The sequence below is a fragment of the Aminobacter niigataensis genome, assembly GCF_946995915.1.
In the GTDB taxonomy this organism is placed as follows: domain Bacteria; phylum Pseudomonadota; class Alphaproteobacteria; order Rhizobiales; family Rhizobiaceae; genus Aminobacter; species Aminobacter niigataensis.
This window is the reverse complement of the sequence record NZ_OX341517.1, coordinates 3,694,469-3,714,348: the sequence shown is the minus strand read 5'-3', so window position 1 is coordinate 3,714,348 and position 19,880 is coordinate 3,694,469. Positions and strand designations below refer to the sequence as shown.

Here is a 19,880-nt window from a genome sequence, read left to right as displayed (position 1 = left end):
CGATTCGCCAAGACGGGTTTTGCCGGGCAACGGGCTGTTTGGCCCATGCGGCATATGATTATACACAGTTTGAAAACAAAAAAAGAACATGGCAAGGAATGTCATTTTATTTCAATATGTTGGCCGCTCTTGCCAAATGTGAACAAAACCGGTACAAATTTATATCGGCATCGGACAGTCCGGCCTTCATTGACGACTACGGGGTGATGTATCATGGCTCAGAATTCATTGCGGCTTGTAGAGGAAAATTCGGTGGACAAATCCAAGGCTCTGGACGCGGCGCTGTCGCAGATCGAACGCGCCTTCGGCAAGGGCTCGATCATGCGTCTCGGTGCCAATGAGCAGGTTGTCGAGATTGCTACAGTCTCCACCGGCTCGCTCGGTCTCGACATCGCGCTCGGTGTCGGCGGCCTGCCGCGCGGACGCATCGTTGAAATCTATGGTCCAGAAAGCTCGGGCAAGACGACGCTTGCTCTCCACACCGTTGCTGAAGCCCAGAAAAAGGGCGGCATCTGCGCTTTTGTCGATGCCGAGCACGCGCTCGATCCGGTCTATGCCCGCAAGCTTGGCGTCGATCTGGAAAACCTGCTGATCTCGCAGCCCGACACCGGCGAGCAGGCGCTGGAAATCTGCGACACGCTGGTGCGCTCCGGCGCCATCGACGTGCTGGTCGTCGACTCGGTGGCGGCATTGACGCCGCGCGCCGAAATCGAAGGCGAGATGGGCGAGTCTTTGCCCGGCCTGCAGGCCCGCCTGATGAGCCAGGCGCTGCGCAAGCTGACCGCTTCGATCTCGCGTTCCAACACCATGGTCATCTTCATCAACCAGATCCGCATGAAGATCGGCGTCATGTACGGTTCGCCCGAAACGACGACCGGCGGCAACGCGCTCAAGTTCTACGCTTCGGTCCGTCTCGACATCCGCCGCATCGGCTCGGTCAAGGACCGCGACGAAGTCGTCGGCAACCAGACCCGCGTCAAGGTGGTCAAGAACAAGCTGGCGCCGCCCTTCAAGCAGGTCGAGTTCGACATCATGTACGGCGAGGGCGTTTCCAAGACCGGCGAACTCGTCGATCTCGGCGTCAAGGCGGGCGTTGTCGAGAAGTCGGGCGCCTGGTTCTCCTACAATTCGCAGCGTCTGGGACAGGGACGTGAGAACGCCAAGTTATTCCTGCGCAACAATCCCGACGCGGCGCGCGAAATCGAACAGCTGCTCAGGCAGAATGCCGGGCTGATCGCCGAGAAGTTCCTCGAGAACGGCTCGCGCGAAGAAGATGACGGCGAGGACGAAGCCGGGGCGATGTAACAGCGCCCAGGGCTGGATCGATAAGGTCCAAGGACAGTCAATCCATGCGACCGCTGGCCATCGTGCCGGCGGTTTGCGTTTGTGCAGCCGGCTTTGACCATCACGGCGGCGGAATTGCGGGCTTTTGCCGGTCGGGTGTTTCTGGACAGTGTTAAGGTGGGCCGCTAAAAGGCCAGTTCCAATTTCCGCCTGCAAAGGGCGGGAAACATCTGTCCAGGGCGGCGATCAAAGGCGGCAATATGAGTGGCGTGAACGAGATCCGGTCGACATTTCTCGACTACTTCAAAAAGAACGGGCACGAGGTGGTGGCCTCAAGTCCGCTCGTGCCGCGCAACGACCCGACCTTGATGTTCACCAATGCCGGTATGGTGCAGTTCAAGAACGTCTTCACGGGCCTCGAGACGCGTTCCTATTCGCGTGCCGCGACCGCCCAGAAGAGCGTACGCGCCGGCGGCAAGCACAACGATCTCGACAATGTCGGCTACACCGCCCGCCATCTCACCTTCTTCGAAATGCTCGGCAATTTCTCGTTTGGCGACTATTTCAAGGAGCGCGCCATCGAGCTCGCCTGGAATCTGATCACCAAGGAATACGGGCTGAACAAGGACAAGCTGCTCGTCACCGTCTACCACACCGACGACGAGGCGGCCGGCTACTGGAAGAAGATCGCCGGCTTCTCCGATGACCGCATCATCCGCATCGCCACGTCGGACAATTTCTGGGCCATGGGCGATACCGGTCCTTGCGGACCGTGCTCCGAGATATTCATCGATCGCGGCGACCACATCTGGGGCGGACCTCCCGGCAGCCCCGAGGAGGATGGCGACCGTTTCCTCGAATTCTGGAACCTCGTCTTCATGCAATACGAGCAGGTGACGAAGGAGGAGCGCATCGACCTGCCGCGGCCGTCCATCGACACCGGCATGGGCCTTGAGCGCATGGCCTCGATCCTGCAGGGTGTCGAGACGGTCTTTGAGACGGACCTGTTCCGCCATCTCATCGATGCGGCGTCGTCGGCGATCGGTCGCGGGCCGAATGCGAGCAATGTAGGCTCGTACCGCGTGATCGCGGATCACCTGCGCTCATCCTGCTTCCTCGTGGCCGACGGCGTGCTGCCGTCGAACGAAGGACGCGGCTACGTGCTCCGCCGCATCATGCGTCGCGCCATGCGCCATGCGCAATTGCTCGGCGCCAACGAACCGCTGATGTGGAAGCTGGTGCCGGCGCTGGTGCGCGAGATGGCCCAGGCCTATCCCGAGCTCGGACGCGGCGAAGCGCTCATCACCGAGACTCTGAAGCTCGAGGAAACCCGCTTCCGCAAGACGCTGGCGCGCGGCCTCGGCTTGCTGGCTGACGCCACCGAGACACTCGGCTCCGGTGACATGCTCGACGGCGAGACCGCATTCAAGCTCTACGACACCTACGGCTTCCCGCTCGACCTGACCCAGGACGCGTTGCGCCAACGCCACATTTCGGTCGACCTCGAAGCCTTCAACGCGGCCATGGCCCGCCAGAAGGCCGAGGCCCGTGCCAATTGGGCCGGTTCCGGCGAAGCTGCGACCGAGACGGTCTGGTTCGGCGTCAAGGACAGGAATGGCGCCACCGAGTTCCTCGGCTACGAGACAGAGCAGGCCGAAGGCGTGGTCCTGACGCTCATCAAGGACGGCGCCGAAGTCGCAAATGCCGCGGCAGGGGACACCGTCGCCATCATCGTCAACCAGACGCCCTTCTATGGCGAATCTGGCGGCCAGATGGGCGACACCGGCACGATGTCGGGCGAAGGTTTCGTCATTGAGGTGACCGACACGCAGAAGAAGGCGGACGGCCTCTTCGTCCATTACGGCAAGGTGACCAGCGGCAAGCTCAAGACAGGTGCTGTCGTCGAGCTGAAGGTTGACCATGCGCGCCGCACGCGCCTGCGCTCGAACCACTCGGCAACCCACCTCATCCACGAGGCCCTGCGCGAGGTGCTTGGCACCCATGTGGCGCAGAAGGGATCGCTGGTCGCGCCCGAGCGCCTGCGCTTCGACATCTCGCACAACAAGCCGATTTCGGCGGAAGAGCTCGAACAGGTCGAGCGCATGTCGAACGAGATCGTTGTCCAGAACAGCCCGGTTACGACCCGCCTGATGAGTGTCGACGACGCCATCGCCGAGGGCGCGATGGCGCTGTTCGGCGAGAAGTACGGCGACGAGGTTCGTGTGGTCTCGATGGGCACCGGCCTGCACGGCGCCAAGGCCAACCGGCCCTATTCGGTCGAGCTCTGCGGCGGCACGCATGTGTCCGCCACCGGCGACATAGGCCTCGTGCGCATCGTCTCCGACAGCGCGGTGGCTGCCGGCGTCCGCCGCATCGAAGCACTCACCGGCGAAGCCGCCCGCCGCCATCTCGACGAGCAGGATCGCCGTCTGAAGGCTGTTGCAGCATCGCTCAAGGTTGCGCCCGCCGACGTGCTGGCGCGGGTCGAAGCACTTGTCGAGGAACGCAAGAAGCTGGAGCGCGAACTTACCGAGGCGCGCAAGAAGCTGGCCCTCGGCGGCTCCAACGGTGGTGGTGCCGCTGATGAAGGCGAGACCGTCGCCGGCGTCAATTTCCTCGGAAAGGTGGTGTCGGGCGTATCGCCGAAGGACCTCAAGCCGCTGGCCGATTCCGGCAAGGCCTCGCTCGGTTCGGGCGTGGTGGTGTTCGTCGGTGCGGGCGACGACGGCAAGGCAAGCGTCGTTGTCGCGGTCACCGACGACCTGACCAAGCGTTTCAGCGCGGTCGAGCTGGTGCGCGTCGCCTCCGCGGCCCTTGGCGGCCAGGGCGGTGGCGGCCGTGCCGACATGGCCCAGGCCGGCGGCCCCGACGCCACCAAGGCAGCCGATGCGGTTGCCGCGGTCAAGGCGGCGATGGCCGCTGCCTGACCGCCCGCCGAAAGAAGATATGAAAAAGGCCCGCTTCGGCGGGCCTTTTTTGTTGCAGCCGCGCCGTCGCAAGTCAGCAGGATTTGTCAAATCCATCTATGGTTTTTTCCAGCCGATCGATTTGCATGAGGCTTGGCATGAACGGTGAGACGGCATGGGCGGTCTATGAAGCCCGCCTGAAAAGGGTATCGAACCATATCTACGCGCACCTCGACGAGGAGCTGGATATGGACCGCCTTGCCGAGATCGCCTGCCTGTCGAGCTATCACTGGCATCGGATCTATCGCGCCATCTACGGCGAAACGCTTGCCGTCACGGTCAAGAGACTGCGGCTGCACCGTGCCGCCGGCGACATCGTCGGTAGCGATCTGCCTGTCGGTGAAATTGCAAAGCGGTCTGGCTATCCCAATGTCCAGTCGTTCAATCGCATCTTCAAGGCCGCCTACGGCATGCCGCCGGCGCGCTATCGGAAACAGGGAAGCCACACGCTCTTTGACCCGCAATCAAACGGAAAGGCTTCCCATATGTTCGATGTGGCAATTCGCAAGATCCCCGAGGTGCACCTGGTCGGTGTCGCTCACACCGGCTCCTACATGCAGATCGGCAAGGCGTTCGAGGAACTGTTCGGCACGCTCTATGCCCGGGGCCGCGCCCGGCCCGAAATGCGCATGATCGGTGTCTATCTCGACGATCCCGACATCGTCGCGGCCGACAAGTTGCGTTCCTATGCCTGCGTCACAGCCGATGCCACAACGCCTGCGGAGGCGCCGCTCGAACGCCGGACGGTCGACGGCGGTGACTATGCCGTGCTGCGCCACAAGGGTCCTTATGCCGAGATGCACAAGGCCTACCAGTGGCTCTATGCCGAGTGGTTGCCTAAATCGGGCCGTGAGTTGCGCGACACGGTGATGTTCGAGGAATACGTCAACAACCCGCGCGACGTGGCCCCGTCGGAGCTTCTGACCGATATCCACTTGCCTTTGGTCTGAGGCCGCTTCGACTTACCGCTTTGCTATAGGCTCGCCGGTGTCTTCGAAGCACGGGCGCGCCAGTCTCCCTCATCCTTAGGTGCCCGCGCAGCGGGCCTCGAAGGACGCATTGGCATAGCGCGCTCTGAAAAGAAAAAAGCCCCGGAGCGATCCGGGGCTTTTCGTTTGGCCAGGCTTAGGGCTTAGCCCACGGCCTTCTGCAGGTTCTCGTCGATCTTGTCGAGGAAGCCGGTGGTCGACAGCCAGGGCTGGTCCGGGCCGATCAGCAGCGACAGGTCCTTGGTCATGTAGCCGCTCTCGACGGTCTGGATGCAGACGCGCTCCAGCGTCTCGGCGAACTTCTTGAGCTCGGCGTTGTCGTCGAGCTTGGCGCGGTGCGCCAGGCCGCGGGTCCAGGCGAAGATCGAGGCGATCGAGTTGGTCGAGGTTTCCTCGCCCTTCTGGTGCTGGCGATAGTGGCGGGTCACGGTGCCGTGGGCGGCTTCCGCTTCCACCGTCTTGCCATCCGGCGTCATCAGCACCGAGGTCATCAGGCCGAGCGAGCCGAAGCCCTGCGCGACCGTATCGGACTGCACGTCGCCGTCATAGTTCTTGCAGGCCCAGACATAACCGCCCGACCATTTCAGGCTCGAAGCCACCATGTCGTCGATCAGGCGGTGTTCGTACCAGAGCTTGCGTGCCTTGAACTCGGCCTCGAATTCCTTCTCGTAGACGTCCTGGAAGATGTCTTTGAAGCGGCCGTCATAGGCCTTGAGGATGGTGTTCTTGGTCGACAGATAGACCGGATAGTTGCGCAGCAGGCCGTAGTTGAGCGAGGCGCGGGCGAATTCGCGGATCGACTCGTCGAGATTGTACATGGCCATCGCCACGCCGGCGCCCGGCGCGTCGAACACGTCGTGCTCGATCACCTGGCCGTCGTCGCCGACGAACTTGATCGTGAGCTTGCCCTTGCCGGGGAACTTGAAATCGGTCGCTTTGTACTGGTCGCCGAAGGCGTGGCGACCGACGATGATCGGCTTGGTCCAGCCCGGCACCAGGCGCGGCACGTTCTTCATGATGATCGGCTCGCGGAAGATGGTGCCGCCCAGGATGTTGCGGATCGTGCCGTTGGGCGACTTCCACATCTTCTTGAGCTTGAACTCTTCGACGCGCTGCTCGTCAGGCGTGATGGTGGCGCACTTCACGCCGACGCCGTGCTTGTTGATGGCGTTGGCGGCGTCGATCGTCACCTGGTCGTTGGTGGCGTCGCGGTGCTCGATGCCGAGGTCATAATATTCCAGGTCGAGATCGAGATAGGGGTGGATCAGCTTGTCCTTGATGAACTGCCAGATGATGCGGGTCATCTCGTCGCCGTCGAGTTCGACGACGGGCTTGGCCACCTTGATCTTCGCCATTTGGAAAATGCCTCTTCTTGCCTGGAACCAGCCGGTCCCGGAGGGTTCACGATTGGGAGTGCGGCCCCTATACCAAAGCGAATCGGACGGCGCAAATGATTGCGATTGCGACCTTCGGCCTGTTTGCTGACATTGTATGAACTGCCTGGCTGCGACTTCAGCGGTCGCAGATGTCAGGGTCATTTCTTCTTGGCGGCAGGCGTCTTCGGCGGCGGCCTCTTGCTCCGTGACGACGTCCGCCATGGCTGTCACTTACCGGAACTTCATTTTCGCGCGCAAATATGTCAGGGACGCGCAAAAGGCGCAATTCTCGGTTCAATCGCAGCAATGTCAGTCAGCCCAAGCTCCAAACAGTCCGCCGCACCCGTCATCGTCCTTGTCGAGCCTCAGCTCGGCGAGAACATCGGCATGGTGGCGCGCGCCATGGCCAATTTCGGCCTCGCCGAATTGCGCCTGGTCAATCCGCGCGACGGCTGGCCGAGCGAGAAGGCGAGGGCCGCGGCCAGCAATGCCGATCGCGTCATCGACGGCGTGGTGGTCTACCCCGATCTTTCATCCGCCGTTGCCGATCTCAATTTTGTCTTTGCCACTACCGCGCGCGCGCGTGACGGCTTCAAGGAAGTGCGCGGTCCGGTCGAAGCCGGGCGGACGCTGCGGGGGCACGCCGTTTCGGGGCTTCGCACCGGCATCCTGTTCGGGCGCGAGCGCTTCGGTCTCTACAACGAGGAAGTGAGCCTTGCCGACGAGATCGTCACCTTTCCGGTCGATCCCAGGTTCGCCTCGCTCAACATCGCCCAGGCTGTGCTGTTGATGTCCTATGAGTGGATGAAGTCCGGCCTGGAAGACGAGACCCAGACCAATTTCACCGGCCCCGAAATGGCGCCGGCGACCAAGGATCAGTTGCACGGGCTGCTCAATCATCTGGAAGCAGCGCTCGACGCGCGCGGCTATTTCCGCCCCGCCGCCAAGAAACCCAAGATGGTCGACAATCTGCGTTCGGTGCTGACGCGGCCCGGCTTCTTCGCCCCCGAGCTCAAGGTTCTGCGTGGCGTCGTCGCCTCGCTCGACTATTTCTCGCCCAAGGAGCCGCGTGGCGCCGGCTACCCCGACCGCAAGGCGAAGGTCGATCACGCCGCCCATTCAGGCAGCGTGAGTACCCATGAGGACGACATGCCGCCGCTAGGCGGCCGGGGGCTCGACAATGACTGACCGTCCGATCCTGATGTTCGATTCGGGCATCGGGGGGCTGACCGTGCTGCGCGAGGCACGCGTACTGATGCCCGAGCGACGCTTCGTCTATGTCGCCGACGATGCCGCTTTTCCCTATGGCGCCTGGGAAGAGCCGGCGCTCAAGGCGCGCATCCTCGACCTGTTCGGCGGCCTGCTGGAGCGTTTCGATCCCGAGATCTCGGTCATTCCGTGCAACACCGCATCGACGCTGGTCATCGATGCCCTGCGCGATGCATTCCCTGGCCATCCCTTCGTCGGCACCGTGCCGGCGATCAAGCCGGCAGCCGAACGCACGCGCTCCGGCCTGGTGTCGGTGCTGGCCACGCCAGGCACGGTCAAGCGGCAATACACCCGCGACCTGATCACCCAGTGGGCGACGAAATGCCATGTCCGGCTGGTCGGCAGCGACAGGCTGGCGCAGATGGCCGAAACCTACATGCGCGACGGCTTCGTCGACGAGCAGGCGGTGAAGGACGAGATCGCGCCTTGCTTCATCGAGCAGGATGGCCACCGCACCGATATCGTCGTTCTCGCCTGCACGCATTATCCGTTCCTGGTCAATCGCATGCGCAAGACGGCGCCCTGGCCGGTCGACTGGATCGATCCGGCCGAGGCCATTGCGCGCCAGGCGCTGTCGCTGCTCAATGGCTCGCGTGGTAAGCGCGACATGGCCGGGCCCGATCTTGCTGTTTTCACTTCGCAACGGTCGGATTTCGCCACGCGCCGGCTGATGCAGGGCTTCGGGCTGACGGTTTGAGGGAACATCACCGGGCAGCAGGCGTTTCCCAAACCCGCAACGGTTAGGAGAAACGATATGCCCGCCACATCAAGAGCCCAGCAGAAGGCCGCCGGCGCGGCCCTGGCTGCCAAGCGCGGCGAGATCAAGAAGAGCGAACTTTTCGGCGCATCGAAGGAAATGTACGAATCGATGACCGAGAAGGAACTCGAAGAGTTTGCCGAGACCAAACATAAGGGCCTGCCGGAGCACAAGACAAAGCATTGAGCCCCGGACAGGCGGCTCGATCAGTACCCGGCGGTGAACCGCTTGCCGGTATGCTTGGGCGACCCGGCTTCGTCGACGATGGCAACAGCCAAGTCTTCCACCGAGATGCGGCTTTCGCCATAGGCGTCGAACACCGGCTGGTCGCCGCCGACACGGAACTTGCCGGTGCGCTCGCCCGGTGCGAGGTGAAGCGCGGGCGATACGAACGACCAGTCGAGCCCGCTTTCGTTGCGCAGCGCCGAGAGCACGTCGCGCGCGGCCAGGGCACCGTCCCTGTAGGCTGCCGGGAAGTCGGGGCCGTCGACGAGCTGCTTGCCGTCGATCTCGAGGCTGCCGGCGCCGCCGACGATGATCACGCGTTTGCCCGCAGCCTTGGCGGCGGCCGCGATCGCCTTCGAGCCGGCGAGGTGCTTGGCGTAGATGTCGGGGTCGCCCCAGCCGCCATTGAAGGCGGAGATGACGATGTCGCTGTCCGAGATCGCGGCCTTCAGTGCGCCGGCGTCGTTCACGTCGGCCTTGACCGCGTTGACGCCGTCGTGAGTAGCCACCTTTTCGGGGGAGCGCACGATGGCCGAAACTTCGTGGCCGCGAGAGGTTGCTTCTTTGAGCACTGCGCCGCCGACGAAGCCGGACGCGCCGATGAGAGCGATTTTCATGACTGTTCTCCTTGTTCGGCCTGTTTTGCCAATTCGGGCAAAAGCAGGTATGATCTGTAATCAGGTTACCAACGATAACCATATAGCTTGGCAGGCCGGACGCGAAAAGAACGCATGATTTCGTGCCTAGGTTACCTCAGGAGAACCGCATGAACGCGCCAGCGAAGGCAGCAGCAGTGGCGCCGCTGCTGCATACGACCCCCGGCTTCGAGACCGATGGCCGCGACACCTGTCCCATCCGCGAGGTGCTCGACCGTGTCGGCGACACGTGGAGCATCCTGGTCGTCATCAACCTTCAGGCGCAGCCGGTGCGCTTCAACGCGCTGAAGCGCTCCATCGAGGGCATTTCCCAGCGCATGCTGACGGTCACCTTGCGTTCGCTCGAGCGCGATGGGCTGGTCACGCGCACCGTGCGGCCGACCACGCCGCCGGAGGTCGAGTACGGGCTGACGGAACTCGGCCAGTCGATTGCCGTGCCGATCGCGGCCCTGGGCGACTGGGCTGCGGCCAATCGCGACCGCATGCGCTGTTCACGCGACAGTTTCGACGCCCAGGCGTGACAAGCGCAGGAATCGGAATGCGGCACTCTTCATGACAGCCTAGATTCGGCGCTGAACCCGACTAGGAGCGCCGTGATGAATGTCCAGGATGCAGTTTCGAGAGTGAACTGGGAGGCCGTTCTCGGCGATCTCGACGAGTTCGGCGTGGCACCGGTGGGCCAATTGCTCGACAGCCAGACCTGTCTCGAGTTGCGAAATCTCTACGATCAAGACGCCCATTTCCGCAGCCGGATCGTCATGCAGCGCCACGGCTTCGGGTCGGGTGAATACAAATACTTTGCCAACCCGCTTCCCCAAGTCATTGCCGGCCTTCGCCACGGCTTCTATGAACGCCTTGCTCCTTTCGCCAATGGCTGGAACGAGCGCATGGGGCTCGACCGGTGTTACCCGCCAGAATTAGACTCCTTCCTGGCCGAGTGCCACGGAGACGGGCAGACGAAGCCGACGCCACTTCTGTTGAAATACGGTGCGGGCGACTACAATTGCCTGCATCAGGATGTCTACGGCGCCCATCTCTTTCCGGTGCAACTGGTGATTCTGCTCAGCGAACCGAAAACGGAGTTCGACGGCGGCGAATTCGTCATGACCGAACAGCGGCCGCGCATGCAGTCTCGTGCCGAGGTCGTGACGTTGGGAATGGGCGATGGCGCGCTGTTCGCCGTCAACGACCGCCCGAAGGCTGGCTCGCGCGGCGATTACCGGGTAAAGATGCGCCACGGCGTCAGCCGCATCCGCTCCGGCGAGCGCTTCACCCTCGGCATCATCTTCCATGATGCGAAGTGAGCCGGCTCCCTGCGAAGCGTTGACATTGCAGCCCGTTTCCCCTAGTTAGCCGCCAACGCCGGGCCGAAACGCCCGGTGTTTCATTTGACGTGTCCCGTGGACCTTTTCCGCAAAGCGTGCGTGGAAGATCCTGTCAGGCTCCGAAAACGGGGGCCAGAGGAGGGCGCGTTTCCTTCACTCGAAACACGAGGTTTCGGGTGTATCATTTTGAAAGGGAATGCGATGAGCAAGCGCGAATCCGCGAAATACAAAATCGATCGCCGTCTTGGCGAGAACATCTGGGGCCGTCCGAAGTCCCCGGTCAACAAGCGTGAATACGGCCCCGGCCAGCACGGCCAGCGTCGCAAGGGCAAGCTTTCGGACTTCGGTCTGCAGCTGCGTGCCAAGCAGAAGCTGAAGGGTCACTACGGCGACATCTCGGAAAAGCAGTTCCGCAAGACCTACGAAGAGGCCAACCGCCGCAGGGGCGATACGCCGGAGAACCTGATCGGTCTGCTCGAATCGCGTCTCGACGCGGTCGTCTACCGCGCCAAGTTCGTGCCGACCATTTTCGCTGCCCGTCAGTTCGTCAACCACGGCCACGTCAACGTCAACGGCAAGCGTACCAACATCTCGTCGTACCGCTGCAAGGCCGGCGACGTCATCGAGGTCCGCGAGAAGTCGAAGCAGCTGGGGATCGTGCTTGAGGCCGTTGCCCTCGCCGAGCGCGACGTGCCGGACTACATCGAAGTCGACCACAACAAGATGGTTGCGACCTTTGCTCGCGTTCCTGGCCTGTCGGACGTTCCGTTCGCCGTCCAGATGGAACCGAACCTCGTCGTCGAATTCTATTCGCGCTAATCCCTTCGGATGAGCGCCGGCCGGCAACGGCTGTCAAAGCATCGCAAAGACCCCGTCGATTTTCGGCGGGGTTTTTTGTTGTTTGGTATTGGTCACGATGGCGCGAGTGATTTCGCGACATCGCCCATGAAAAAACCCCGGCTTGCGCCGGGGCTTCTGCAGTCCGAAGGCCCGCGGTAGCGGGCCTTTCTGTTTCAGGCCTTGAGGCTCAGCTTGCGCCGAACACGCGGGCGAAGATCGTGTCGACATGCTTGGTGTGATAGCCGAGGTCGAACTTCTCGCGGATCTCGCTCTCCGGCAGGGCTGCGGTCACTTCCTTGTCGGCGAGCAGTTCCTCGAGGAAGTCCTTGCCTTCTTCCCACACCTTCATGGCGTTGCGCTGGACCAAACGGTAAGCGTCCTCGCGGGAAACACCTGCCTGGGTCAGTGCCAGCAGCACGCGTTGCGAATGAACCAGCCCACGGAACTTGTTCATGTTCTTCAGCATGTTGTCGGGATAGACGACGAGCTTGTCGATCACGTTGGTCAGGCGCGCCAGTGCGAAGTCGAGGGTGACGGTCGCATCCGGGCCGATCATGCGCTCGACCGACGAGTGGGAGATATCGCGCTCATGCCACAGCGCCACGTTTTCCATCGCAGGCGCCGCATAGGAGCGGACCATGCGGGCGAGGCCGGTCAGGTTCTCGGTCAGCACCGGGTTGCGCTTGTGCGGCATCGCCGACGAGCCCTTCTGGCCCGGCGAGAAGTATTCTTCCGCCTCGAGCACCTCGGTGCGCTGCAGGTGGCGGATTTCGGTGGCCACGCGCTCGATCGACGAGGCGATGACGCCGAGGGTGGCGAAGAACATGGCGTGGCGGTCGCGGGGGATGACCTGCGTCGACACCGGCTCGGGCTTGAGGCCGAGCTTGGCCGCGACATGCTCCTCGACGCGCGGGTCGATGTTGGCGAAGGTGCCGACTGCACCCGAGATCGCGCAGGTGGCGATGTCCTCGCGGGCATGCACCAGGCGTTCGCGGCAGCGGGTGAACTCGGCAAATGCCAGTGCCAGCTTGACGCCGAAGGTTGTGGGCTCGGCATGGATGCCGTGGCTACGGCCGATGGTGACGGTGTCCTTGTGTTCGAAGGCGCGGCGCTTGAGCGCTGCCAGCAGCGCGTCGAGATCGGCGAGCAGGATGTCGGTCGCCCGCACCAGCTGCACGGAAAGACAGGTGTCGAGCACGTCGGACGAAGTCATGCCCTGGTGGATGAAGCGCGAATCCGGGCCGACGAATTCGGCGAGGTGCGTCAGGAACGCGATCACGTCATGCTTGGTGACGCGCTCGATCTCGTCGATGCGCTCGACGTCGAACTTCGCAGCGCCGCCCTTTTCCCAGATCGTCTTCGCTGCTTCCTTGGGGATCACGCCGATTTCGGCCAGCGCGTCGCAGGCATGGGCCTCGATCTCGAACCAGATGCGGAACCGGGTTTCGGGAGACCAGATGTCGACCATCTCGGGCCGGGAGTAGCGAGGGATCATGGTGGGGCTTGTCCAGCTGAGGTTTCGTCGCCGCTCCCCTAACAGAGGTGAGCCCAATGCTCAACGCGAACGGTAGGCAAACCACGCTGCAGCAGTGAAAAGGGCGGCAAATCCACCCGGAAAATACAGCCTGATGCCCAATACCGCAAATTGGTAGAGCGCCACCAGCCCGGTGAAGACGAACTGGAACGCCCAGGTCACGGTGAAGGGCTCGGCATGCCACTCGGCATAATAGCTGCGATACTGCAGCGCATAGAACAGGGCGGTCAGGCCGATCGTCGTCACCGCCAGCGCAACGAAAGCCGCGGCGAAGGCCGTCTCGGCGCGGCGGCCATGCGAAAGCAATCTTGCCAGCATCCAGCCTAGGGGGAAGGCGGCAGCCCCGCCGAGCGCGAAAAGTACGACCACGGCACGGACCCGAAGGGGTGTCTCCCAATGGTCGAGAAGCAGCGAGTAAAACGCCGAGGCACCCATCGCAAAGCCCCACAGCGCAGAACCGGCGAGCGCAAGGCGCAGCGAGGGCAGGGCCTGGCGCAGTTTCCTGCCGGCACGTATGGCGCGCGATCCCTCGATCTGGGCGCCGGTTTCCATGGTGGTGGTGTCGCTCACATCCGTCCCGTAACCGCGATCCAGCGGTGGTCAGGGCCCTCGAACCCATGACGGATGACGGTGATCAGCACCGCATAGGTCATCGCGCCGCCTTCACCGAAGAAGGTCTGCACGCCGCCGATGCGATAGCCGGTCGGGCAGCCCCGGCTCAGCGGCACGTCCTTGTCTTCTTGCATGACTGTCGTCTTGCCGCCGTCGCCGACCTGCACCAGCTTGAAGCCCTTGACCGGACCGATGCCGGGGCAGCGTTCGATCTCGCCGAGCGAAATCTCTTCAAGGCGGAATTCGAGCGGCGCGTCGATCGGCGGGAACACCGGCCGCGGATTGACCACCATGCGCAGCGGATCGGCACTGGTCTCTGTCACCGCGTTGAAGCCGGCGAGACGGCCACGGTTGGCGGCCAGCACGTCTTCGGCGATGACTTTGTCGCCACGCTTGCGCGCCTCGTCGCGTGCCACCTGCAGGCCGACGCTCTCGTCTTCCATCTGCACCCGCACCGGCGTGTTGGGCAGGAACTTGTCGGTTACCGTGTCGATGTAGAAGCGGTGGGCGTAGGCAAAGCCCGAGCCGTCCTGGATACCGTATTCCTCGAAGGCGAACACCTTGCCGTCGGCGCTGAAGCCAAGCACGTTGAGCTCGGCAGCGTCGCCGGCGTGCGCGGCCTGTGACGCGGCCAGCAACGACATGCCTGCGAGGCAAAGAAGCTTCATCATTTTCATCGCCGTGCCCCTCTTTCCGATTGAATCAATTTTTCAGGCGAAAGCGCTAAGATACCGTCAATAAAGGACTTTAGGTCATCCAGTGCGTGCCGACCACACAGGCATTGTGTCGCTGGGCGCGGCGGATGCGGCATGCACGCCGCGCGCGATCGCCCGCGCCATGGTCGAGGCTGCTGCGGCGAAGAAGTCGACGACGTCGGCCTGCCCGACCTCGATCCCGCTCGCGCCCGTCGCCAGCGCAAACACCAGATCGCCGTCGAACGGCGTGTGCACCGGCCAGATGGCACGGGTGAAGCCGTCATGCGCCGCGATCGCCAGCCGCTTGGCGGCGGCCTTGGTCAGCACGGCGTCGGTGGCGATCACCGCGATGGTGGTGTTGGCCACCGCGCTGTTTTCTTCCTCGTATTTCTTGAACACGCGAGCGGCGTCCGCTGGCATCGGCGAGGGGTAGCCCAGACCGCCGAACTCGCCGTCCAGCTCAAAAGGTGCGGCCCAGAAGTGCCTGGAGCGCCCGACCGTCACCGAGCCGGTGGCATTGACGGCAACCAGAGCGCCGACGGTCGCGCTATTGGGCAGCACGGTCGAGGCAGAACCCAGCCCGCCCTTCAGCCCGGCCGTCAGCGCGCCGGTGCCGGCGCCCGTGGTGCCAAGAGCGAATTCGCGGCCGGCGGACTGCGCGGCGTCATAGCCGAGTTCGCGATAGGGCGGGTAGCGGCCCCAGTCCTTGTCGCCGCCGTTCAGCATGTCGAACAGGATCGCCGCCGGCACGATCGGGATGATCTGGTCGCGTATGGCAAAGCCGATGCCTTTTTCGCGAAGGGCAGCCTGCACGCCCGATGCCGCGTCGAGGCCGAAGGCGGAGCCGCCGGCAAGCGTTATCGCATTGACGGTCTCGACAGTGTTGTGCGCCTCGAGAAGGTCGGTCTCGCGCGTTCCCGGTGCGCCGCCCAGCACCTGCACGGCCGCCGTTGCCGGCGTGTCGCACAAAACCACGGTCACGCCCGACTTCGCCTTTTCATCGGCGGTATTGCCGACCCGCAGGCCAGCGACGTCGGTGATCAGGTTGAGCGGTCCCGCTTTCAGCATCATTCGGTCTCTGCAGGCACGTAGCTTGTCCCGTCGAAGCGGAACAGGCGGAACGGGTTTTCGCTCAGGTCGCCCTTGGCGTCGAACCGGATTTTTCCGATGGCCGTATCGAAGTCTGTACCGGCCAACACGCCCGCGACCGGTTTTCCCGACGACGTGGCTAGATCTGCAGCCGCACGTGCGATTTCCACCGCTGCATAGGCAGGCAGGGCGTAGCCGTCCGTCACCGCCTTTGCAGTCTCGAACGCCGCCAGCACGTCGGGGCTCGCCATGTCGGACCATTCCGGAGCCGCGATCATCAGCGTGCCTTCGGCCGGACGGACTGTCCGATCCGCCACGCGCAGGGTATCGCCGCCGGCAAACACGATTTCGGCGCCCAGCGATGCCGCATCGCGGCCCATCACGGCGACATCTTCACCGTCGCCGCCGACGAACACATGCGTCGCACCCGCCTTGCGCAGCCGGCCGATCAGCGCGACCTGGTTGTCGAGCTGCGGCCTGAAGGTGTCCAGGAACACCGGTTTCAGCCCCGCTTGTTCGGCGCCCGCCCGAAAGCTCTCGGCCAGTTCGCGGCCATAGATGGTGCCGTCGTCGACGATGGCGAACAGTTCGTCGGTCCACAGCCGCGTCAGAAGCGAAGCTGCCGCCTCGCGCTCGCCGTCGCCGCGCGGTCCAAGCCGGAACACCTGCCAGCCGGTCTTGTCACGCCGGTCGGTCAGGCTGTCGGTGCGCACGCCGACGATGATGACAGGTATCTGCGCATCCTTGAGCACCGGCAGTGCTGCCTCTATCGCTTCGGTGCACAGAAACCCCGTGACCACAGTCACCTTGGCGTCGACGAAGCGCTTGGCCGCATTGGCCCCGCCTTCTGCCGTGCACTGATCGTCGGCGATCTCGAGCGATACCCCGTCATGGGCGGCCGCGAGCGACGCGCCGGTTTTGATCTGCTCGCCGAGAATGCCCGACGGGCCGGAAAGCGGTGTCGCCACGCCGATCTTCAGCGGCTCAGCCTGGGCAGCCAGCGTCACCAAAGATGCGGCCAGGGCAGCGGCGATGACAGTTGCGGATCGCATTCGGTCCAACAAAATCCTCTGCGCGCGCAAGTTTACGCGATGTCTTTGACCTACTGCCTGGCCCGTATAAGCGCAATGTGCTTGTGCCCACTTGCTTGTGAGCCCAATGATGCGGGCATATATAGCCCTCAGGGATCATTGCAGGAAAACGCCTTGCTGAAGAAGTTTGAAGTCGGGCCTCAGGCCTACCGCGACGCCATGAGCCACTTTGCCGGCGCCGTTCATCTGGTGACAACCGATGGTGTGGCCGGCAAGCGTGGCGCAACCGTCATCGCCGCCTGCTCGGTTTCGGACGCTCCGCCGATGGTGCTGGTCTGCGTCAATCGCGAAAATCCCAAGAACGATGCTTTCATCGAGAACGGCAATTTTGCCCTCAACACGCTTGCCGCGAAGCACGAGCCGCTCGCCGTCGCCTTTTCCGGCGTCACCGGCCTGCCGCCGGAGCAGCGATTCGCGCTTGGCGAATGGGAGGTCCTGGCCTCCGGGGCACCTGCATTGATCGGCGCGGTCGCGGTGTTCGACTGCGAACTGGTCGACACCAAGGAACTGGCCACCCATCGCGTCATGTTTGGCAAGGTGACAGGCCTGCGCATCGGCGATAACCTCCGCCCACTCGTCTATCACGGCCGCAGCTACCACGTGCTGTAGGCCGTCTCCCCGGAAGCGCCATGACCGACCGTACGCCTCGTCCCATCCCGCAAACGATCGACGAGACGCTCGAGCTGTTGACCGGCGCCGACTACGTCGCCGACCGGGCCTTGGCGACGGTGCTGTTCCTGGCGCTGCGCATGAATCGGCCGCTCTTTCTCGAGGGCGAGGCGGGTGTCGGCAAGACCGAGATCGCCAAAGTGCTGGCGAGCGCGCTCGGCCGCCGGCTGATCCGGCTGCAATGCTATGAAGGGCTCGACGTCTCGTCCGCCGTCTACGAGTGGAACTATGCGGCGCAGATGATCGAGATCCGCATGGAGGAGGCTGTCGGCAAGGTCGATCGCTCCGACATGGAGAAGAGCGTCTTTTCCGAGAAATATCTGATCCGCCGACCGGTGCTCGATGCGCTGACCGGCAAGGCCGGTGCTGCCCCGGTGTTCCTCATCGACGAGCTCGACCGTACCGACGAGGCCTTCGAAGCCTTCCTGCTCGAAATCCTCTCCGACTACCAGGTGACGGTGCCCGAACTTGGCACGATCAAGGCGGAAGAGCCGCCGATCGTCATCATCACCACCAACCGCACCCGCGAGATCCACGACGCTCTCAAGCGCCGCTGCCTCTACCATTGGGTCGACTATCCCAATGCCGAGCGCGAGCTCGAGATCGTCCGCCGCAAGGTGCCCCAGGCCAACCAGCGGCTTTCCCACGAGGTCGTGCGTTTCATCCAGCGGCTGCGCGAGATCGAGCTGTTCAAGGTGCCCGGCGTCGCCGAAACCATCGACTGGGCAAGTGCGTTGACCGAACTCGACAAGGTCGCGCTCGATCCCGAGACGATTTCGGACACGATCGGCGTGCTCTTGAAGTACCAGGACGACATTGCCCGGATCGAGCAGGGCGAAGGCCGCCGCATCCTCAACGAGGTGAAGGCGGAGCTGGCTGCGGCGGAGTAGGGTGTAGTGATGGACGTGTCCCTGACCGACACCGCCAAGCCCGACGGCCGTATCGCCGACAACATTGTCTATTTCGCCCGTGCCCTGCGCAAGGCCGGCATGCGGGTCGGCCCCGCCTCGGTCAAGGACGCCATCGAGGCGGTGCTCGCCGCAGGCATCGGCTCGCGCGACGACTTCTACTGGACGCTGCATGCCGTACTCGTCAGTCGGCACGAGGATCACGCCACGTTCGACGAGGCCTTCCGGCTGTTCTGGAAGTCGCGCGAACTGATCGAAAAGATGCTGGCGATGTTTTCGCCCGTCGCGCCCGACCATCGCGAGAAGCAGAAGCCGCGTGCCGCCGAAAACCGCGTCAGCCAGGCGATGTTCGAAGGCCACCAGAAGAGCCAGCCGCCGCGTGAGATCCCCGAGATCGAGGTCGATGCCCGTTTCACCGTGTCGGGCAACGAGATGCTGCGGGCCAAGGATTTCGCCCAGATGACGGCCCGCGAGGTGTCAGAGGCGCGGCGCGAGATCGCAGCACTTCGGCTGCCTTTCGACACCGTGCGCACCCGCCGCTTCAAGCCCGACCCGCATGGTGCCAAGGTAGATCCGCGCGCCATGATGCGCGCGGCGGCCCGAACCGGCGGCCAGTTGATCCTGCCGAAATTCCGTTCCGTCCGCGAAGTGCACCCGCCCTTGGTGGTGCTTGCCGACATTTCCGGTTCGATGAGCCAGTACACGCGCATCTTCCTGCATTTCCTGCATGCGCTGACGGAGAAGCGGCGGCGGGTTCACACCTTCGTCTTCGGCACCAGGCTCACCAACCTGACCCGCCAGATGCGCCACCGCGACCCCGATGCTGCGCTCGCCGACTGTTCCGCTGCGGTCAAGGACTGGTCGGGCGGCACCCGCATCGGCGACACGCTCGGCGAGTTCAACCGGCTGTGGTCGCGTCGCGTGCTCGGGCAGGGCGCGGTCGTCCTGCTCATCACCGACGGGCTCGAACGCGACGATGTTGCGGGCCTCTCCGAAGAGATGGAGCGGCTGAAAAAATCCTGCCGCCGGCTGATCTGGCTCAATCCGCTGCTGCGTTTCGATGGTTTCGAGGCGCGCGCTCGCGGCGTTCGTGCCATTCTGCCTTATGTCGACGAGTTCCGCCCTGTGCATAATCTGAACGCGCTTGGCGATCTCTGCGCGTCGCTCGGCGCGCCCGCATCGCGCCAAAGCGACCCCAGATTGTGGATCATCGACGGCCAGCGCCGGGCGGCGTAAGGTCGTGAAGGAGGTTCCATGCCAAGCAAGTTTCTCGATGAGGCCCGCGATCCTCTGATCATCGCCGAAGGCTGGATGAAGGACGGCAAGGACGTCGCCATTGCCACCGTGGTCGAGACCTGGGGTTCGGCGCCGCGTCCCGTTGGCAGCCATCTCGTCATCGACGCCGAAGGCACCTTTCACGGCTCGGTCTCAGGCGGCTGTGTCGAGGGTGCCGTGATTTCCGAAGCGCTCGACGTGATCGGCAGCGGCCAGCCGAAGATGCTCGAATTCGGCGTTGCCGACGAGACGGCATGGCAGGTCGGCCTGTCCTGTGGCGGCCGTATCCGGGTCTATGTCGAGCGGCTGGGCTGAGAGCG

At 63.6% G+C, this 19,880-nt stretch carries 21 protein-coding genes; 14 read left to right on the top strand and 7 right to left on the bottom strand.

What is annotated here, in order from left to right:
- The first annotated feature begins 213 nt into the window (after positions 1 to 213).
- The 4 genes from recA to O1Y97_RS18175 all read left to right on the top strand — a co-directional run bounded on the left by recA (position 214) and on the right by O1Y97_RS18175 (position 5,200).
- A complete protein-coding gene (recA, locus tag O1Y97_RS18190) occupies positions 214 to 1,305 on the top strand; it encodes a recombinase RecA (protein WP_108608414.1) in 1,092 nt (363 codons plus the stop codon).
- Positions 1,306 to 1,544: 239 nt separating this feature from the next.
- Positions 1,545 to 4,211 carry an alanine--tRNA ligase gene (gene alaS, locus O1Y97_RS18185; RefSeq protein WP_318761918.1) on the top strand — a complete coding sequence of 889 codons (2,667 nt, stop codon included), beginning with the start codon at positions 1,545 to 1,547 and terminating at the stop codon, positions 4,209 to 4,211.
- A 19-nt stretch (positions 4,212 to 4,230) separates the two neighbouring features.
- Entirely contained in the window at positions 4,231 to 4,359 is a 129-nt protein-coding gene (locus O1Y97_RS18180) for a hypothetical protein (protein WP_318761917.1), read from the top strand.
- Positions 4,349 to 5,200: an AraC family transcriptional regulator gene (locus O1Y97_RS18175; RefSeq protein WP_318761916.1), complete on the top strand. Its 852-nt coding sequence runs from the start codon at positions 4,349 to 4,351 to the stop codon at positions 5,198 to 5,200. The genes O1Y97_RS18180 and O1Y97_RS18175 overlap by 11 nt, the downstream gene beginning before the upstream one ends.
- 182 nt (positions 5,201 to 5,382) lie before the next feature.
- Here O1Y97_RS18175 and O1Y97_RS18170 read toward each other — a convergent pair whose 3' ends face one another.
- Entirely contained in the window at positions 5,383 to 6,594 is a 1,212-nt protein-coding gene (locus O1Y97_RS18170; protein ID WP_108608411.1) for an NADP-dependent isocitrate dehydrogenase, read from the bottom strand.
- Between the two features lie 327 nt (positions 6,595 to 6,921).
- On the opposite strand from O1Y97_RS18170, the gene O1Y97_RS18165 reads away from it, so the two are divergent.
- From O1Y97_RS18165 to O1Y97_RS18155, 3 genes are read left to right on the top strand one after another with little or no spacing between them, the layout of a single operon-like run.
- A complete protein-coding gene (locus O1Y97_RS18165) occupies positions 6,922 to 7,803 on the top strand; it encodes an RNA methyltransferase (protein WP_318761915.1) in 882 nt (293 codons plus the stop codon).
- The gene (murI, locus tag O1Y97_RS18160) at positions 7,796 to 8,581 is read left to right on the top strand and encodes a glutamate racemase (RefSeq protein ID WP_318761914.1); all 786 of its coding nucleotides are present in this window, start codon (positions 7,796 to 7,798) and stop codon (positions 8,579 to 8,581) included. Before O1Y97_RS18165 ends, murI begins: the two co-directional genes overlap by 8 nt.
- Positions 8,582 to 8,638: 57 nt before the next feature.
- Entirely contained in the window at positions 8,639 to 8,827 is a 189-nt protein-coding gene (locus O1Y97_RS18155; protein WP_318761913.1) for a DUF3008 family protein, read from the top strand.
- A 20-nt stretch (positions 8,828 to 8,847) separates the two neighbouring features.
- On the opposite strand, the gene O1Y97_RS18150 is transcribed toward O1Y97_RS18155, so the two are convergent.
- Positions 8,848 to 9,483, bottom strand: a complete 636-nt coding sequence (locus O1Y97_RS18150; protein WP_318761912.1) for an NAD(P)-dependent oxidoreductase — start codon at positions 9,481 to 9,483, stop codon at positions 8,848 to 8,850.
- 149 nt (positions 9,484 to 9,632) lie between these two features.
- Between O1Y97_RS18150 and O1Y97_RS18145 the strand changes: the two genes are divergently transcribed.
- The 3 genes from O1Y97_RS18145 to rpsD all read left to right on the top strand — a co-directional run bounded on the left by O1Y97_RS18145 (position 9,633) and on the right by rpsD (position 11,666).
- Entirely contained in the window at positions 9,633 to 10,043 is a 411-nt protein-coding gene (locus O1Y97_RS18145) for a winged helix-turn-helix transcriptional regulator (RefSeq protein WP_318761911.1), read from the top strand.
- 75 nt (positions 10,044 to 10,118) lie between these two features.
- Positions 10,119 to 10,826, top strand: a complete 708-nt coding sequence (locus tag O1Y97_RS18140) for a 2OG-Fe(II) oxygenase (RefSeq protein WP_318761910.1) — start codon at positions 10,119 to 10,121, stop codon at positions 10,824 to 10,826.
- A 222-nt stretch (positions 10,827 to 11,048) separates the two neighbouring features.
- Positions 11,049 to 11,666 carry a 30S ribosomal protein S4 gene (rpsD, locus tag O1Y97_RS18135; protein ID WP_318761909.1) on the top strand — a complete coding sequence of 206 codons (618 nt, stop codon included), beginning with the start codon at positions 11,049 to 11,051 and terminating at the stop codon, positions 11,664 to 11,666.
- Between the two features lie 208 nt (positions 11,667 to 11,874).
- Here the strand turns inward: rpsD and purB are convergent, their stop codons facing one another.
- From purB to O1Y97_RS18110, 5 genes are all read right to left on the bottom strand, one after another.
- Positions 11,875 to 13,182 (bottom strand): adenylosuccinate lyase, encoded by a 1,308-nt coding sequence (gene purB, locus O1Y97_RS18130; protein WP_183261707.1) that lies wholly within the window; start codon positions 13,180 to 13,182, stop codon positions 11,875 to 11,877.
- Positions 13,183 to 13,242: 60 nt separating this feature from the next.
- Entirely contained in the window at positions 13,243 to 13,773 is a 531-nt protein-coding gene (locus O1Y97_RS18125; protein WP_318764241.1) for a hypothetical protein, read from the bottom strand.
- 14 nt (positions 13,774 to 13,787) lie between these two features.
- Complete coding sequence (locus tag O1Y97_RS18120) at positions 13,788 to 14,510, bottom strand: DUF2259 domain-containing protein (protein WP_404801197.1); 723 nt, start codon at positions 14,508 to 14,510, stop codon at positions 13,788 to 13,790.
- Positions 14,511 to 14,585: 75 nt separating this feature from the next.
- Positions 14,586 to 15,596 (bottom strand): P1 family peptidase, encoded by a 1,011-nt coding sequence (locus O1Y97_RS18115; protein ID WP_318764240.1) that lies wholly within the window; start codon positions 15,594 to 15,596, stop codon positions 14,586 to 14,588.
- Positions 15,596 to 16,669 (bottom strand): branched-chain amino acid ABC transporter substrate-binding protein, encoded by a 1,074-nt coding sequence (locus tag O1Y97_RS18110; protein ID WP_318761907.1) that lies wholly within the window; start codon positions 16,667 to 16,669, stop codon positions 15,596 to 15,598. Before O1Y97_RS18110 ends, O1Y97_RS18115 begins: the two co-directional genes overlap by 1 nt.
- Before the next feature lie 153 nt (positions 16,670 to 16,822).
- Here O1Y97_RS18110 and O1Y97_RS18105 point away from each other — a divergent pair, with 153 nt between their 5' ends.
- Genes O1Y97_RS18105 through O1Y97_RS18090 form a run of 4 tightly spaced genes read left to right on the top strand, consistent with a single transcriptional unit; the run spans position 16,823 to position 19,875 of the window.
- Positions 16,823 to 17,317 (top strand): flavin reductase family protein, encoded by a 495-nt coding sequence (locus O1Y97_RS18105; protein WP_108608401.1) that lies wholly within the window; start codon positions 16,823 to 16,825, stop codon positions 17,315 to 17,317.
- A gap of 20 nt (positions 17,318 to 17,337) precedes the next feature.
- Positions 17,338 to 18,267, top strand: coding sequence for an AAA family ATPase (locus tag O1Y97_RS18100; protein ID WP_318761906.1), 930 nt, complete (start codon positions 17,338 to 17,340; stop codon positions 18,265 to 18,267).
- Positions 18,268 to 18,276: 9 nt separating this feature from the next.
- Positions 18,277 to 19,521, top strand: coding sequence for a vWA domain-containing protein (locus O1Y97_RS18095; protein ID WP_318764239.1), 1,245 nt, complete (start codon positions 18,277 to 18,279; stop codon positions 19,519 to 19,521).
- Between the two features lie 18 nt (positions 19,522 to 19,539).
- Positions 19,540 to 19,875 (top strand): XdhC family protein, encoded by a 336-nt coding sequence (locus O1Y97_RS18090; protein WP_108608398.1) that lies wholly within the window; start codon positions 19,540 to 19,542, stop codon positions 19,873 to 19,875.
- Positions 19,876 to 19,880 lie beyond the last annotated feature (5 nt).